Here is a 15,538-nt window from a genome sequence, read left to right on the forward strand (position 1 = left end):
GCTGCTGGGGTGCGGCCCGTGACAGGTGGCCGGGTGGCGCCTGGTACGTGCCCGCTGTGGGGCATGGGCCAAGCTACGGCAGGGTGAGGATTTCGGCGCCGGCCTCGGTGACCAGCAGGGTGTGCTCGAACTGGGCGGTGCGCTTGTGGTCCCGGGTGACCACGGTCCAGTCATCGCTCCACATGTCCCATTCCACCGTGCCCAGGGTGAGCATCGGCTCGATGGTGAACACCATGCCCGGCTCGATCACGGTGTTATAGGCGGGGGCGGCGTCGTAGTGCGGGATGATCAGCCCGGTGTGGAAGGCTTCCCCGACGCCGTGGCCGGTGAAGTCGCGGACCACGCCATAGCCAAAGCGCTTGGCGTAGGACTGGATGGTCCTGCCAATGACGTTGATTTCACGCCCGGGCGCCACGGCTTTGATGGCACGGTTCAGGGACTCCTGCGTGCGCTCCACCAACAGCCGTGATTCTTCGTCCACGTCCCCGACGAGGAACGTGTAGTTGGTGTCTCCGTGGACGCCGTTAAGGTAGGCGGTGATGTCGATGTTCAGGATGTCGCCGTCCTGGACCACGGTGCTGTCCGGAATGCCGTGGCAGATGACCTCGTTCAGGGAGGAGCACAGGGACTTGGGGAAGCCGCGGTAACCGAGCGTGGAAGGGTAGGCGTTGTGGTCCAGCAGGAACTCGTGGCCTACCTTGTCCAGTTCGTCCGTGGTGACGCCGGGCTGGATGTGCTTGCCCACCTCCACGATGGCCTGCGCCGCGATCTTCCCGGCAATCCGGATCTTCTCGATGGTTTCCGCGCTCTTGACCTCGGAACCAGTGAATTTGGCCGGAGCCGGCTTGCCGACGTACTCCGGACGGGGGATGGACGCCGGGACGGGACGCTGCGGACTCAAGGTACCCGGGGTGAGGGTGCCAATGGGTGCAGTGGAGGCAAGGGAAGGCATAGATTGATCATATAAGGCACCACAGAACGCCTAACAACCGACAAGCTGGGGAGGGTGCGCGTAAGTGTTTGTGTTACGTGGATCACCCCGGTTTCCTGTCGCCGGAACGAGGAGCAACGATGACTGAGTACTGGTTCAACGTCAACACCCACGAAGTGGAAGAAGACCGGCTCTCGGACTGGAGCCAGCTCATTGGGCCCTACAAGACCCGCGAAGAAGCGGAGCATGCCATCGAGAAGGTCAAGGCGCGCAACGCCGCCTGGGAAAAGGGCGACGACGACTGAGCGGCTGTTACCTGCCTAGAAGGAGTGTTCCGGGCCGGGGAACGTACCGGAGCGGACGTCGTCCCCGTAGGCGGTGGCGGCGTCGTGCAGGGTGGTGCGCAGGTCCGCGTACTGCTTGACGAATTTGGCCATCCGGCCGCCGCGAAGCCCTGCCATGTCCTGCCAGACAAGCACCTGGCCCGTGGTGGCCTTCCCCGCGCCGATACCCACCGTGGGGACGGTCAGCGCCGCGTCGACTGCCGCGGCCGTCTCCGCGGGAACCATTTCCATCAGCACGCAAAACGCTCCGGCCTCTTCGAGTGCGCGGGCGTCCTCGATCAGCCGTTGGGCGTCATCGCCGCGTCCCTGGACGCGGTAGCCGCCGAGGGCGTGTTCGCTCTGCGGCGTGAAGCCGATGTGGGCCATCACCGGGATGCCCGCCTGCACCATGGCCCGGACCGTGGGGGCGTAGTACTTTCCGCCCTCGATCTTCACCGCGTGGGCCAGCCCTTCCTTCAGGAACCTGACGCCCGCGCCGACAGCCTGTTCCGCACTGACCTCGTAGCTGCCGAACGGCAGGTCTGCCACCACCAGGGCCCGTTTAGCGGATCGGGCCACGGCCCGGCAGAGGGGGAGCAGTTCGTCAACGGTCACCGGGAGGCTCGTTTCATTGCCATAGACGTTGTTGGACGCCGAGTCGCCGACCAGGAGCACTTCAATGCCGGCGGCGTCGAAAATTTCGGCCGTGTACTGTTCGTACGCCGTGAGCATGGCAAATCTGGTGCCGTCACGCTTGGCCTGCTGGAGGTGGTGGATGCGGACCTTGGTGGGCTTCCGTTCGGCAGGAACCGGCACGCCGGGTCCGTTGCCGTACGGGGCGGATACTTCTGCGGACGCGCTGGAGTCGGAGCTGTTGGAGGCCATGGGATGAGCGTAGTGCGGTACCGGCCGTCCTAGCTACCGCGGGCATCCCCGCCAAAAGGTGATAAGCGCCATAGCTCCGGCACCGAACGGAGGCCGGGAACCGCAGCAGGGGCCGGTACGCGGGCCCGATTGGGGAACCGCCAGGTTAATGGTGTGTTACGCACGGCGCAGGCTCAAGCATCGGCGCCGAATGATTAGTACAGTGATGGTGAACTGCTGCCGGCTTTCCCCTTTGCGCGGACCCGGAGCATGGACGTTGACCGGAGAAGAGGCCATCATGGACCGCCAGCAAGAGTTTGTCCTGCGCACAATCGAAGAGCGCGACGTACGTTTCGTGCGCCTGTGGTTCACCGACGTCGTGGGTTCGCTGAAGTCCGTGGCGCTGGCACCGGCGGAAGTGGAGGGGGCCTTCGAGGAAGGCCTCGGATTCGACGGCTCCTCCATTGAGGGCCTGGCCCGTGTCTTCGAGTCCGACATGCTGGCCCAGCCGGACCCCGCCACCTTCCAGATCCTGCCATGGCGCGGCGAGACCGAGCAGACCTCCAGGATGTTCTGCGATATCCTTACCCCGGACGGCGAGCCCTCCGCGGCCGATCCGCGCAACGTGCTCAAGCGGACCCTCGCCAAGGCCGCGGACATGGGCTTCACCTGCTACACCCACCCCGAAATCGAGTTCTACCTGCTCAAGTCGCACGAGCCGGGTCCGAACGGCGCTCCGGTACCTGTTGACGAGGGCGGCTACTTTGACCACGTCCCGGGCGGTGTGGCCCAGGACTTCCGCCGCACCGCGGTGACCATGCTGGAATCCGTGGGCATCTCGGTTGAGTTCAGCCACCACGAGGCCGGCCCGGGCCAGAACGAGATCGACCTTCGCTACGCGGACGCCCTGCAGACGGCGGACAACATCATGACGTTCCGCACCGTGATCAAGGAGGTCGCGCTGCAGCAGGGCACGTACGCCACCTTCATGCCCAAGCCGTTCACCGACCACCCCGGGTCCGGCATGCACACGCACTTCTCCCTGTTCGAGGGTGACAGCAACGCATTCTTCGAGGCAGGAGCCGAGTTCCAGCTGTCCAAGACGGCCCGCCAGTTCATCGCCGGCATCCTCAAGCACGCCCCGGAGTTCACCGCCGTCACCAACCAGTTCGTCAACTCTTACAAGCGCCTGTGGGGCGGCGGCGAAGCACCCAGCTACCTCAGCTGGGGCCACAACAACCGCTCCGCGCTGGTCCGCGTGCCGCTGTACAAGCCCGGCAAGGGCCAGTCCGCCCGGATCGAGTACCGCGGCATCGACTCCGCCGCGAACCCGTACCTTGCCTACGCTGTCCTGCTCGGTGCGGGCCTGAAGGGCATCGAGGAAGGCTACGACCTTCCGGCCGCAGCCGAGGACGACGTCTGGTCGCTGAGTTCGGCTGAACGCCGCGCCATGGGCCATGACCCGCTCCCGGCCAGCCTGCACGATGCCATCCGTTCCATGGAGGACTCGGAGCTGATGCCGCAGATCCTGGGCGAACAGGTCTACGAGCACTTCCTGCGCAACAAGCGCGCCGAATGGCAGGACTACCGGCTTCAGGTGACGCCCTACGAGCTGCAGCGCAACCTCGGCATCCTCTAGGTGCCCGGCGTGAGCCTGGCACGCCGCCTGATCGCGGCCGGATTCAGTGATTTGGAGAAGGGCGAGCGGTTCCTTGCCGCGCGCGAACTCGAGGGGCTGGACCAGGACAGGCTCTTTGCCGGGCTGCAGCTGGCCGCCAGCCCCGACACCGCCCTGCAGTCCCTGGTCCGGCTGATTGAAAAGCACCCGCAACTCCGGAACCTGGCCGCTGCCGACCTGGAGGAAAACGAACCCATGTACCGGGTGCTGGGCGCCTCCGAGGCGCTGGGGGAGTTCCTCATCAGGCACCCGGAGCACCTGGACGCCTTCGAGGTCCGGGCCAGTCCCGAGCCGCTGCCCGCAGACCCCGGACGGCTGCGCGCCACCCTCCTGCAGTCCGTCGGCGCCGACCCGCGCGCTGCCCGGCCCGTTGCTGCCGCCACGGGCACGGACGCGTACGCAGCCTTGCGCACCGCCTACCGTCGCGGGCTGGTGGACCTCGCCGTGAAAGACCTCTGCGCCGCGGACCCCCTGGACTTCCTGCCATCGGTGGGCGGCGAACTGGCGGACCTGGCCGCGGCCGCCATTGAGGCCGCCCTGGCGGTCTCCCGCGCGGAAGCCGCGGAGCAGCACAGCGCTGCCGACATCGCCGACGTCGGCCTGGCCGTCATCGGCATGGGCAAGTGCGGGGCCCGGGAGCTGAACTACATCTCCGACGTCGACGTCATCTACGTGGTGGACGCCGGAAGCCTCGAGGATGCGCAGGCCAACACCATCGGCACGGCCCTGGCGAGCGGCATCTCCCGCGCCATCTCCTCGGTGGCCCGGGAACCGGGCCTGTGGGAGGTGGACGCCAACCTGAGGCCCGAGGGCAAATCAGGGCCGCTGGTCCGCACCCTCGCCTCACACGAGACGTATTACGCCAGGTGGGCCGAGAGCTGGGAATTCCAGGCGCTGCTCAAGGCCCGTGCCATCGCCGGCGATGTTGCACTGGGCCGGGCCTACGAGGAAGCTGTGGCCCCGCTGATCTGGAGTTCGGCCGGGCGGGAGGGCTTCGTGGAATCCGTGCAGGCGATGCGCCGCCGGGTTACCGAGAACATTCCGGCCGCCGAGGAGCAGCGCCAGATCAAGCTGGGCCGCGGCGGACTGCGCGACGTCGAGTTCACCGTCCAGCTGCTCCAGCTGGTGCACGGCAAGGCAGATGAGACATTACGACGGCGGGACACCACCTCGGCGATCGCCGCGCTGTCAGCGGGCGGTTACATCGGCCGCTCCGACGCCGCCGCCTTTGACAACGCCTACCGTTACCTGCGCCTCCTGGAACACAGGATCCAGCTGTTCCAGCTGCGCCGCACCCACCTCATGCCGGTGGCGGAGCCGGCGCTGCGCTCCCTGGCCAAGGCGGTGCTGGGGCCGTTTTCCAACGAACGCCCCGCCCCGGACACCCTGCTGTCCGCGTGGCAGCGCACCAAGCGCTCGGTCCGCGAACTGCACGAGCGCATCTTCTACCGCCCGCTGCTCAACACCGCGGCCAAGCTCAGCAGCGAGGACGCCAGGCTCACGCCCGAGGCGGCGCAGGGACGGCTCGCGGCGCTTGGCTACCAGGACCCGCCAGGCGCGATGCGCCACATTGAGGCGCTGACCGCCGGTGTGAGCCGCAGGGCAGCCCTGCAGCGCCAGCTCCTGCCCATCCTGCTCGACTGGCTCGCCGAGGGCGTGGACCCCGACGCAGGCCTGCTGGCCTTCCGCCGCGTCAGTGAGGCCCTGGGCACCACGCATTGGTACCTTGGCCTGCTCCGCGACTCCAACGCCGCCGCCGAACGGCTGTGCCACATGCTGTCCAATTCCCGGCTGATCGCCGACCTGCTGGAAGTCTCACCGGAGTCCGTGGCGTGGCTGGGGCAGGACAAGGACCTGGTTCCGGTGGTTTTCGAAGCCCAGTGGCAGGAAATCACCGCCAAGATGTCACGGCACGAGGACCCCGAGAGCGCCATGCGCCTGATCCGTCTGATCCGGCGCCGGGAAATCCTCCGCATCGCCATCGCCGATTCCGCCGGCCTCCTGGACCAGGACCACGTGGGCAGGGCCCTCGCAGACACCGACCGCGCCGCCGTCCTCGGCGCGCTGCGGGTGGCGGAGGGAATCGTCTCGGCCGGCGGACCGCTCAAGACCACCGTGCTGGTGGTGGCCATGGGCCGCCAGGGCGGCAGGGAGATCGGCTACGGGTCCGACGCGGATGTCATGTACGTCCACCGTGCCCTGCCGGGTTTCTCCGAAGCGGAGGCGCAGGAACAGGCCGCCCGCATCGTGGCAAAGGTGTCCAGCCTGCTCACCCAGCCCCTCAAGCCGGCCATCATGGCGGAACGCGTCCTCCAGATGGACGCCGACCTCCGGCCCGAGGGCAAGAACGGGGCCATGGTGCGCTCCCTTGACTCCTTCGCCGAGTACTACCGCCGCTGGTCCCTCATCTGGGAAGCACAAGCCCTGCTCAGGGCGAGGCCGATGGCCGGCGACGATGCCTTGGCCGCTGATTTCCTCAAGCTGATCGATCCCATCCGGTACCCGGAGACCGTGGCGGAACAGGACGTGCGCGAGATCCGCCGCATCAAGGCCCGGGTGGAATCGGAGCGGCTGCCGCGCGGCGCCGACCCCGCCCGGCACCTCAAACTGGGCCGCGGCGGCCTCAGCGACGTCGAGTGGCTGGTGCAGCTGTTGCAGCTCCAGCAGGCCGGGAAGCACCCGGAACTCCGGACCACGTCCACGCTGGAGGCCCTGGAAGCCGCCGCGGACCTTGGCCTGCTGGACGCTGCAGACGCCGACCTGTTGGCCGAGGCCTGGCGGCTGGCCAGCCGCATCCGGTCGGCCAATGTCATCTGGAGCGGCAAGGCCTCCGACCTCCTGCCGTCCTCGCGCCGCGACCTCGAGGCCGTGGCACGCTGGTGCGGCTACGAGCCGGGCCATGCCGCTGCGCTGGAGGAGGACTACCTCCGGGTCAGCCGGCGGGCCAGGGCTGTCTTTGAGCGTGTCTTCTATGGGCACTGATTGGGTCTGGCTCATCCCGCTCCGCGACCTGGACGCCGATGCCCGGGCCATCCAGCTCGGTGCGGTCGCGGACATGTCGCTGCTGCCCGGCCAGGAACGGTTCGTGGGCGACCCCCTGCGCATGGCGCTGGCAGGGCTCGCGGAAGAGTCACGGCACCCCTGTGTCGTGGAGTCCGGTGGCGATGCTGTCGGCCTCCTGACGCTCCAGGCGGGGGCGGCCGGCCTGGCCGGGTGGCCTGACGATGCCTCGGCGTGGCTCCTGCGGGGCTTCCTCATCGACAGCCGGCACCAGGGCAGGGGGCTGGGAACGCTGGCGGCCACTGCCGCTGTCGAGGCCGCACACAGGCTCACCGCCCGGCACCAAAGCCGCGAGTCCGGCGTCGTACTGTCCGTCAACGAGGAGAACCGTGGAGGCCTGTCTGCTTACCGCCGCGCCGGTTTCGTCGACGCCGGGCCGTACCTGGGCGGTTCCGCGGGGCCGCAGCGGACCATGTTCCGCAGCTTCGCACCCACCGCGCCGGCGTAACGCGCCGGGCCGGCATTGCGCTTAGCAAGCGTTTGCCCGATTATGTGGATGGCGGTGTTCTTCAACCTTGTTGGGGGGAAGGCTGGACAGTCTTCGTCTCGGGGGGCATTCGTCAGGGGGTCCGGCTCCCGGTCTCAGCACGTCTGGAGGCGGGCCCCCACCTTTACGGTCTCCGTCCGCGGCCTGACGGCCCGGACAACGCGAAAGGCGGCCACCGGTTGAATCGGTGGCCGCCTTTCGTTGCTTCAGCGCTCCTGCGGGGCAAGCCGCGGACTAGACGCCGTAGTAGAGCTCGAACTCGTAGGGGTTCGGGCGCAGGGACAGCGGGCGGATCTCGTTCTCGTACTTGTACTCGATCCAGGTGTCGATCAGGTCCTGGGTGAAGACGCCGCCAGCCTGCAGGAACTCGTTGTCCTCGCGCAGGGCCTCCAGGGCTTCCTCCAGGGTGCCCGGAGCCTTCGGGATGTCCTTGGCTTCCTCGGCCGGGAGCTCGTAGAGGTCCTTGTCGATGGGAGCCGGGGGCTCGATGCGGTTGCGGATGCCGTCAATGCCGGCCATCAGCTGGGCAGCGAAGGCCAGGTACGGGTTGGAGGAGGGGTCCGGTGCGCGGAATTCGATGCGCTTGGCCTTGGGGTTGGAACCCGTGATGGGGATACGGATACCGGCGGAGCGGTTGCCCTGCGAGTAGACCATGTTGACCGGGGCCTCGAAGCCCTTGACCAGGCGGCGGTAGGAGTTCACCGTCGGGTTGGTGAAGGCCAGCACGGCGGAGGAGTGCTTGAGCAGGCCGCCGATGTACCAGCGGGCGGTGTCGGACAGGCCGGCGTAGCCCTTTTCGTCGTAGAACAGCGGCTCGCCACCGTTCCACAGCGACTGGTGGCAGTGCATGCCGGAGCCGTTGTCACCGAAGACCGGCTTCGGCATGAAGGTAACCGACTTGCCCCAGGCGTCAGCGGTGTTCTTGATGACGTACTTGAACTTCTGCAGGTCATCGGCAGCGTGGGTCAGGGTGGTGAACTTGTAGTTGATCTCGGCCTGGCCGGCGGATCCAACTTCGTGGTGGCTGCGCTCGACCTCAAGGCCGGCTTCGTCCAGGGCGACGCACATGGCGTCGCGCAGGTCAGCCTGCTTGTCGGTGGGGGAGACCGGGAAGTAGCCGCCCTTGACGGGGGTCTTGTAGCCCAGGTTGCCGCCCTCTTCCTCGCGGCCGCTGTTCCAGTGGGCTTCCTCGGAGTCGATCTTGTAGAAGCTGCCCTCGGGGGAGGACTGGTACTGGACGTTGTCGAACACGAAGAATTCGGCTTCGGGAGCGAAGAACGCGGTGTCGGCGATGCCGGTGGAGGCCAGGTAGGCCTCAGCCTTCTCGGCTACGCCGCGCGGGTCGCGGTGGTAGGGGTCGCCGGTGCGCGGGTTGACGATCGAGAAGTTCAGCGCGAGGGTCTTCTCCATGCGGAAGGTGTCCAGGAACGCGGTGGTGACGTCCGGGATCAGCTGCATGTCAGATTCGGCGATGCCCTGGAATCCGCGGATCGAGGAACCGTCGAAGAGCTGTCCGTTGACGAAGAAATCAGCGTCGACACTCTTCGCGGGGACGTTGAAGTGCTGCTGGACACCCGGAAGGTCGGTGAAGCGGATATCGACGAACTTTACATCTTCGTCCTTGATGAACTTGAGGACTTCGTCCGCAGTCTTGAACATCTATGCTCCTAACGCATATGTAAATATCTGGCATGCACGCCATGTGATCCAGCGCAATCCAAAATCAGGGAGAACGCCTGTTGTCCCTGTCGCGTGTACCTGCCGGGGGATTGCTTGAAACTTCTAACAGACTATGGATCCGGGATTTCCCGTCCGTGTCCGCATTGTTTCGGGCAGGTTACAGAATGCCCTGCTATGACCACGGTATCGTCCGTCCACACTGTGGTCGAGCCCTATCCACAGTGTGGGCGCGCCGCCGGTGCCGGGATCGGTAAACTTGGACGGTGGTAGATCGCAAAGACATAGGCTCCTGGCTCACCGGACCGGACACTTCCGGCATCTCCAAATATCCGGGGGAGCGCCTGGGCCTGCCGGAGTCAGGTCCGGGGTCCATCGCCCGGGCCGGGCGGAGGATCGTTGCGATCATGATCGACTGGGGCATCGCCCTGCTCATCAGCAACTTTGCCTTTGGCGGCGATTCCTGGGCCACGCTGGCTGTCTTCGCCATCGAACAGACCCTGCTGGTGGGAACCCTCGGATACAGCATCGGCCACCGCATCATGGGCATAGCCGTGATCAGGCCGGGCGGGGGCACCCCTGGCCCGCTGGCCGGCCTGGTGAGGGCAGTGCTCCTCTGCCTGGTCATCCCGGCCGTCATTTTCGACCCGGACCAGCGCGGCCTGCACGACAAGGCCATGAATACGCTCCTCATCCGGCGCTGATCCCCACCCGCCGGCAGGCATCGGCGTTCTAGCCGCGGGGCAGTTGCGTCCCGTGATTCTGGCGACGGAAGGCCGGAGCGTTCGTGAGGACCACACCGCAAACCACGACGGCGCCACCCACAAACTGTGCAGCCGTGTGGACGTATCCGGCGAGCATGGTCAGGACGGCGGTGAAAACGGTGATCAGGTTGAGGAACACGCCTGCACCTCCCGCCGGCAGGACCGTCAGTGCGCGGTTCCACAGCACGTAGGACAGTACCGACGGAAAAATCGCGATGAAGAGCAAGGACGCCAATGCACTGCCCGTTGCGGGGAGGGCCGGGCCGCCGCTGGCGAGGTGGACGGGCGCCAACAGGGCCACAGCCACGGCTGCCTGGACCGCCGTAGCCGTAATTGGCGGGACCTTCGGTGCCAGGCGGCCCACGACCGTGTAGGCCGTCCACACCACCACTGCACCCGCCATCAATACTTCCCCGGTGCCAAAACCGGCAGTTGCCAGCCTGCCGATGTCCCCTCCACTGATGACAATGAGGACGCCCGCCAGCGCCACCACGACGCCGGCCACCGCCAGGGGCGTGAGCCGTTCGCGCAGGAACACCGCTGCCGCCAGCGTGATGAGAGCCGGGTTGAAGGCGTTGATCAGTGAGGCATTGAACGCATCGGTATGGTCCAGGGCGAAGTACAGGAGGAGGTTGTAGCCAAGCAGCCCGCACACGCTGAGCGCCAGCAGCCACGGCCACGCAGCCAGAACCGCCCGCCAGGATGGCCGCTCAACAAACTGGGCAATCAGCAGCAGCGGCACCAGCGCAATCGCCCACCGCAGGAAGACCAGGCTGAGGGGGTCGATGCTGTGGACGGCGCCCGCACCCACAACATAATTGCCGGCCCAGAACAGCGTTGCTCCCAGCAGGGAGAAGACGGCCACTGTGCGCTTGCGCCGCGGAGGACCGGCGGCCTGCATCTCCGCTGGGCCAGACGGCTGTGCCTTCAGTTTCTGCTCAGCGGATTCCACAGCGGCGTCCCTGTGTCCGCTAGGCGCGGCTGGACTCGAGGGCAGGGGCGTCCGTTGCGCCGGCAGCCGTAAGGTACCCGCGGCGTCCGGCCCAGCGTTCGAACAACAGGGTGGCGAATGGGAAAATTGCCGAGAACCCGGCCAGCGCGGCCACCCGGAACGGCCAGCGCTGCACGCGCCACAGCATGAGCGCGGCAACCCCGTAGCCGATGAAGAGGGCGCCGTGGATTGGGCCCGCCACCTGGACGCCGAGTTCCGTGGTACCAGCAATCCACTTGAAGTACATGCCGGCCAGGAGTGCTGCCCAACTGCAGGCCTCGGCCACGGCGAGGATGCGGAAGGCTCGGATCGTCGTTGTCCTGAGGGGCATGGTCTTGTCCTGTCGTGGGTGCGATGAACGGTGCCGCAGGAGGCGGACGCCTGCGCGCGGCGAGGAAGGCGCAAAGAAAAACGCCCCGGTACCGGCAGTGCCGGTACCGGGGCGTCTTACCAGCTAGCGTCCGCGGTTGGGACGGGCCTTGTACGGGTCGATGCCCTTGGGGATGGGGAGCCTGGTGCCCATGGACGCGATGCGCTTGGAGACCGTGCTCACTTCGAGCTTGGTCAGTTCGTTCTTCATCTTGCCCATCTGCTTGGCCACCTGGCTCAGCGGCACCTGGCCTTCGCCGCGGCCCGTCTGGATGGTGTGGACCGGAACGTTGGGGAGGATGCGGGCAAGGCGCTTGCGCTCGGCATCGAGCAGCGGCTTCACCCGGTGGGTGGGGCCTTCGCTGACAAGGACGACGCCGGGACGGCCTACGGCACGGAACACGGCATCCTGCGTGCGCGGGTTAACGGCAACGGGCTGGTCTTCCGTAATCCAGCCGCGGCGGAGCGTCCCCAGGGCAGCGCCCGAAGCGCCGGGCTGGTTTTCGATCTGCGCGAACGCAGCACGCTCGGCCCGGCGGGACAGGATGAACGTAGCGGCCAGCAGGCCGAGCGGGATACCGATGATCAGGCCCGTGATCCAGTTGTCCAGCCAGAAACCCACCAGGAAGCTCACGGCCACCACGCCGAGGAACACCAAAAGCATCAGCCACGGAACCATGGGATCGTGGCGGCGGGTCATGGTGAAGACCTCGCCGATCTGCTTGAGCCTGCTGGGCTTCTTGGCCTTCGCTTCCTTGGGCTTGCGCGTGAACAGGCCGCGCTTCACCGCGCTGGAGCCCGCCGGGGTGGAGTTGCTGGAGTCAGGGGATTTCGCCATAGTGCCTCAATTCTACGTGACTTAAACCAAAGGGCCGGACGCTGGATTCTTCCAGTGCCCGGCCCTCTGCCACTTCACAAAGGAGATGTCACGAGTTCGCAGCGAGGAGGGTGCTGGCTTCCTGGCGGGTGGTGCCGGAGTCCTGGATGCCTTCTGCGATGTGGGCGAGTTCGGCGGGGATGTCGCGGCCTTTTTTGCGCATGGCGGTGGCCCAGAGGCGGCCGGCGCGGTAGGAGGAGCGGACCAGGGGTCCGGACATGACGCCGAGGAAGCCGATGTCTTCGGCTTCGTGCTGGAGGTCCACGAATTCCTGGGGTTTGACCCAGCGGTCCACGGGCAGGTGCCGTTCGGAGGGGCGGAGGTACTGGGTGATGGTGATCAGGTCGCAGCCGGCCTGGTGGAGGTCGCGGAGGGCTTCGCTGATTTCTTCGCGGGTTTCGCCCATGCCCAGGATGAGGTTGGATTTGGTGACCATGCCCAGGTTCCGGCCCTGGGTGATGACGTCCAGGGAGCGTTCGTAGCGGAACGCGGGGCGGATCCTTTTGAAGATCCGGGGGACGGTTTCGACGTTGTGGGCGAAGACTTCGGGGGCGGAGTCGCAGATCGCCTTGATGTGGTCGGGGTTGCCGGAGAAGTCGGGGATGAGCAGTTCGACGCCGGTGCCGGGGTTCAGTTCGTGGATTTTGCGGACGGTTTCGGCGTAGAGCCAGACGCCTTCGTCTTCGAGGTCGTCGCGGGCCACGCCGGTGACGGTGGCGTAGCGCAGCTGCATGGATTGGACGGAGCGGGCCACCTTGGTGGGTTCGAACCTGTCCACGGGGGAGGGTTTGCCGGTGTCGATCTGGCAGAAGTCGCAGCGGCGGGTGCATTCGGAGCCGCCGATCAGGAAGGTCGCTTCCTTGTCTTCCCAGCATTCGAAGATGTTGGGGCAGCCGGCTTCTTCGCAGACGGTGTGCAGGCCTTCTTTTTTGACCAGGTTCTTCAGCCCGACGAACTCCGGGCCCATCTGGACCTTGGCCTTGATCCATTCCGGCTTGCGCTCCACCGGGACCGCAGCGTTGCGCTGCTCGATCCGCAGCATCTTCCGGCCTTCAGGTGCCAATGTCACAGTAGAGCTCCTTCAGGGCTCGAAACCAATGCTTCTTCATGCTTGCGGAATTCCTCCACGAACCGCTCCGCGATGTCCGCGGGATGGATCTCCCTGCCCGTTTCAAGGGACATGGTGGTCACTCCGGCGTCGGTGATGCCGCAGGCGATGATCTGGCCGTAGGGCGCCAGATCATTGCTGCAGTTGATGGCGACGCCGTGCATGGTGACGCCGTTCAGGACGCGGATGCCGATAGCCGCAATCTTGCGGTCGGGGCCCTTGGAATCGGCCTTGATCCATACACCCGCGCGGCCTTTGATGCGTTCAGCCTTGATGCCGTAGTCCGCCATGACGGTGATCATGATCTCTTCCAGCCGCTCCACATAGTCCCTGATCCCGGAGCGGTTCTTCAGCTTCAGGATTGGGTAGGCAACCAGCTGGCCGGGGCCGTGCCACGTAAGTTTCCCGCCGCGGTCCACCGCGACCACCGGCGTACCGTCAAAGGGCCGCTCGTGGTCCTCGGTAAGCTTGCCGGCCGTATAGACAGCGGCGTGCTCCAAAAGAAGGACTGTGCTGGGCGCACTTCCGGCGACAACTTTGTCATGGAGTTCGCGCTGGGCATCCCAGCCTTCCATGTAATCAACGAAGTCGGGGGCAAGACCCAGCTGTGAAAACTCAAGAGTCATGGCATCCAGCTTAGACCCCGCAGCCGTACCGACCCGGTTTAGTGTCCAAGCTCACCGGCTGCACTCTTTGTGACCGCGGACGCCAAAGGCTGTGGATAACTTCTGCAGGGCGGACGGAACTCGGCTAGACATGGACCATGGACGATGTACAGGCACCCGACGTACCCGGCTACGACGTCGGCAGGCTGCTGGGCCGCGGCGGCAGCGCGGACGTGTGGCTGGCCAGGGAACAACGGACGGGACAGGAATACGCCCTGAAGTGCTTCCGGGCGGCCGGGAGGGGGACGCGCAGCAGCCCGGGCATCACCGAGGAGGAGGTGCGACGGGAGATCCGCATCCTGTCAGTCCTGGACCACCAGCACCTGATCCGGGCCCACGACGCGGTGCAGGGGAGGGAGCCGGGCAATGGTACGGCTCTGACCATGGATTATGCTGCCGGCGGTTCCCTGGCCCAGTTGGTGTCCGCCCGCGGCAGGCTCAGCGTGGGGGAGACGGTCACAGTATTGACGCCGATCGCCCAGGCCTTGGCGTACCTGCACGGCAAAGGCTTCACGCATTCTGACGTCTCGCCCGGAAACGTGCTGTTCACCGGGCAGGGAAAACCGATGCTGTCGGACCTGGGGATCGCCCGGATGCTGGGCGATCCCGGCCGTACCGGGGCCACAGGAACCGACGGATTCGTGGATCCGTCCCCGGTGGACGCCGTCCGCGCCGGCCTCCAGCCGGAACGCGACGTGTACTCGGTGGCAGCCCTGGGCTGGTATTGCCTGACGGGTGATGCGCCGGGACGGACCGCCGACCGGCCTCCGCTGTCCCTGCTGGTCCCCGGCGTTCCCAAAGACCTGGTGGCCGCCCTGGAAGCAGGACTGAACGACGAGCGCAGGCTGCGACCTGACGCGCTGGGGCTGGCCACGGCCGTCTACCGCAGTGCCGAACCGCAACCCGTGGACCTCTCCGGCGCTGTCCACCCCAGCGTCCTGCCGGAGCTGCTGACCCGCCGCCACGTTCCCCCGGCGTCTCGGGGCAGCGGACTCCGGGACAAAATCCAGGGGCTTCGCCGCCGGGCGGTGGCCTCCCGGTGGTCCGCGCGGCCGGGAGCGGCAACAACTACAACCGCGACGGCCAGGGGAAAGCACGCGGAGGGACCGGCCGGTGGCCAAGTGCTGCGGCTTCTGAGGCGGTCCGTGCTGCCGCTCGTTGCCGCGGCTGCAGCCGTGCTGTGGTGGCTGTCAGCGTCCGCCGGGCACGGCATGTGGCCCGGGAACCCTGCGCACGCTCCGGTCCCGCAAGCTGCCTCCCCGGCCGCAACAGGCGGCGGGGACCGGGCGGCCGGGCCCCTGGACGCGGCGCGGGAGCAGGCAGGGGCAGCGGATCCAGTAATAGCCGCACAAGGGCTGGCAGCGGTTCGCGACTACGCCTTCAGCAGCGGGGGAATGGAACTGTTGGCGGACGTAAACGCCCCCGGGTCGGCTGCCGCCGCAGCTGACCAGAGGATCTCCGGCCAGGTTGCCGCCGGCCGGCGGCTCGCCGGATTCAGCACCACGCTGTCAGGGTTGGCTGTCGAGGACGGGGCAACCGGCGAGCACGCGGTGGTGCGGGCCGTCTCCACTACCTCCGCTTACCAGGTGGTGGACCCGGACGACACCGTCCTGGCCACCGGGCCCGCGAGCCCGCCGCAGCCGCTGCGGCTGGTCCTGGAGTCCGTGGAGGGCCGGTGGCGGGTCAGCGACATCCTGCCCGGCCGGTGAACAGCCACCAGTGAATAGCTCGGGAGCCCCTGGCT

The 15,538-nt window shown here is 66.9% G+C and carries 14 protein-coding genes; 6 read left to right on the plus strand and 8 right to left on the minus strand.

All coding sequences use genetic code 11. The annotated features are described in order from the left end of the window. Nucleotides 1-73 precede the first annotated feature (73 nt). Nucleotides 74-952 (minus strand): type I methionyl aminopeptidase, encoded by an 879-nt coding sequence (gene map / locus ACZ9J7_RS15195; RefSeq protein ID WP_476210552.1) that lies wholly within the window; start codon nucleotides 950-952, stop codon nucleotides 74-76. A gap of 119 nt (nucleotides 953-1,071) precedes the next feature. Here map and ACZ9J7_RS15200 point away from each other — a divergent pair, with 119 nt between their 5' ends. Then, complete coding sequence (locus ACZ9J7_RS15200; protein WP_476210553.1) at nucleotides 1,072-1,236, plus strand: SPOR domain-containing protein; 165 nt, start codon at nucleotides 1,072-1,074, stop codon at nucleotides 1,234-1,236. Nucleotides 1,237-1,251: 15 nt separating this feature from the next. On the opposite strand, the gene panB is transcribed toward ACZ9J7_RS15200, so the two are convergent. Next, complete coding sequence (gene panB / locus ACZ9J7_RS15205; protein WP_476210555.1) at nucleotides 1,252-2,139, minus strand: 3-methyl-2-oxobutanoate hydroxymethyltransferase; 888 nt, start codon at nucleotides 2,137-2,139, stop codon at nucleotides 1,252-1,254. Between the two features lie 277 nt (nucleotides 2,140-2,416). Between panB and glnA (ACZ9J7_RS15210) the strand changes: the two genes are divergently transcribed. From glnA (ACZ9J7_RS15210) to ACZ9J7_RS15220, 3 genes are read left to right on the plus strand one after another with little or no spacing between them, the layout of a single operon-like run. After that, the gene (glnA, locus tag ACZ9J7_RS15210; protein WP_141160830.1) at nucleotides 2,417-3,757 is read left to right on the plus strand and encodes a type I glutamate--ammonia ligase; all 1,341 of its coding nucleotides are present in this window, start codon (nucleotides 2,417-2,419) and stop codon (nucleotides 3,755-3,757) included. A gap of 9 nt (nucleotides 3,758-3,766) precedes the next feature. After that, nucleotides 3,767-6,778, plus strand: a complete 3,012-nt coding sequence (locus ACZ9J7_RS15215; protein WP_476210557.1) for a bifunctional [glutamine synthetase] adenylyltransferase/[glutamine synthetase]-adenylyl-L-tyrosine phosphorylase — start codon at nucleotides 3,767-3,769, stop codon at nucleotides 6,776-6,778. Continuing rightward, on the plus strand, nucleotides 6,768-7,304 hold the full coding sequence (locus ACZ9J7_RS15220) for a GNAT family N-acetyltransferase (RefSeq protein ID WP_476210559.1): 537 nt from the start codon (nucleotides 6,768-6,770) through the stop codon (nucleotides 7,302-7,304). The genes ACZ9J7_RS15215 and ACZ9J7_RS15220 overlap by 11 nt, the downstream gene beginning before the upstream one ends. Nucleotides 7,305-7,577: 273 nt before the next feature. On the opposite strand, the gene glnA (ACZ9J7_RS15225) is transcribed toward ACZ9J7_RS15220, so the two are convergent. Next, on the minus strand, nucleotides 7,578-9,002 hold the full coding sequence (glnA, locus tag ACZ9J7_RS15225; protein ID WP_476210560.1) for a type I glutamate--ammonia ligase: 1,425 nt from the start codon (nucleotides 9,000-9,002) through the stop codon (nucleotides 7,578-7,580). 284 nt (nucleotides 9,003-9,286) lie between these two features. On the opposite strand from glnA (ACZ9J7_RS15225), the gene ACZ9J7_RS15230 reads away from it, so the two are divergent. Next, a complete protein-coding gene (locus ACZ9J7_RS15230; RefSeq protein WP_476210561.1) occupies nucleotides 9,287-9,724 on the plus strand; it encodes an RDD family protein in 438 nt (145 codons plus the stop codon). A gap of 28 nt (nucleotides 9,725-9,752) precedes the next feature. On the opposite strand, the gene ACZ9J7_RS15235 is transcribed toward ACZ9J7_RS15230, so the two are convergent. The 5 genes from ACZ9J7_RS15235 to lipB all read right to left on the minus strand — a co-directional run bounded on the left by ACZ9J7_RS15235 (nucleotide 9,753) and on the right by lipB (nucleotide 13,764). Continuing rightward, the gene (locus ACZ9J7_RS15235; protein WP_476210563.1) at nucleotides 9,753-10,736 is read right to left on the minus strand and encodes a DMT family transporter; all 984 of its coding nucleotides are present in this window, start codon (nucleotides 10,734-10,736) and stop codon (nucleotides 9,753-9,755) included. Nucleotides 10,737-10,755: 19 nt separating this feature from the next. After that, nucleotides 10,756-11,106 (minus strand): DUF3817 domain-containing protein, encoded by a 351-nt coding sequence (locus ACZ9J7_RS15240; RefSeq protein WP_476210564.1) that lies wholly within the window; start codon nucleotides 11,104-11,106, stop codon nucleotides 10,756-10,758. Between the two features lie 123 nt (nucleotides 11,107-11,229). Beyond that, nucleotides 11,230-11,982: a DUF4191 domain-containing protein gene (locus ACZ9J7_RS15245; protein WP_141181254.1), complete on the minus strand. Its 753-nt coding sequence runs from the start codon at nucleotides 11,980-11,982 to the stop codon at nucleotides 11,230-11,232. An 88-nt stretch (nucleotides 11,983-12,070) separates the two neighbouring features. Continuing rightward, a complete protein-coding gene (lipA, locus tag ACZ9J7_RS15250; RefSeq protein ID WP_476210565.1) occupies nucleotides 12,071-13,090 on the minus strand; it encodes a lipoyl synthase in 1,020 nt (339 codons plus the stop codon). Continuing rightward, on the minus strand, nucleotides 13,087-13,764 hold the full coding sequence (gene lipB / locus ACZ9J7_RS15255) for a lipoyl(octanoyl) transferase LipB (protein WP_263422201.1): 678 nt from the start codon (nucleotides 13,762-13,764) through the stop codon (nucleotides 13,087-13,089). The genes lipA and lipB overlap by 4 nt, the downstream gene beginning before the upstream one ends. Before the next feature lie 128 nt (nucleotides 13,765-13,892). Here lipB and ACZ9J7_RS15260 point away from each other — a divergent pair, with 128 nt between their 5' ends. Then, a complete protein-coding gene (locus ACZ9J7_RS15260) occupies nucleotides 13,893-15,503 on the plus strand; it encodes a serine/threonine-protein kinase (RefSeq protein WP_476210566.1) in 1,611 nt (536 codons plus the stop codon). The last annotated feature ends 35 nt before the right edge of the window (nucleotides 15,504-15,538 follow it).

Source organism: Pseudarthrobacter sp. TE9888, assembly GCF_056279345.1.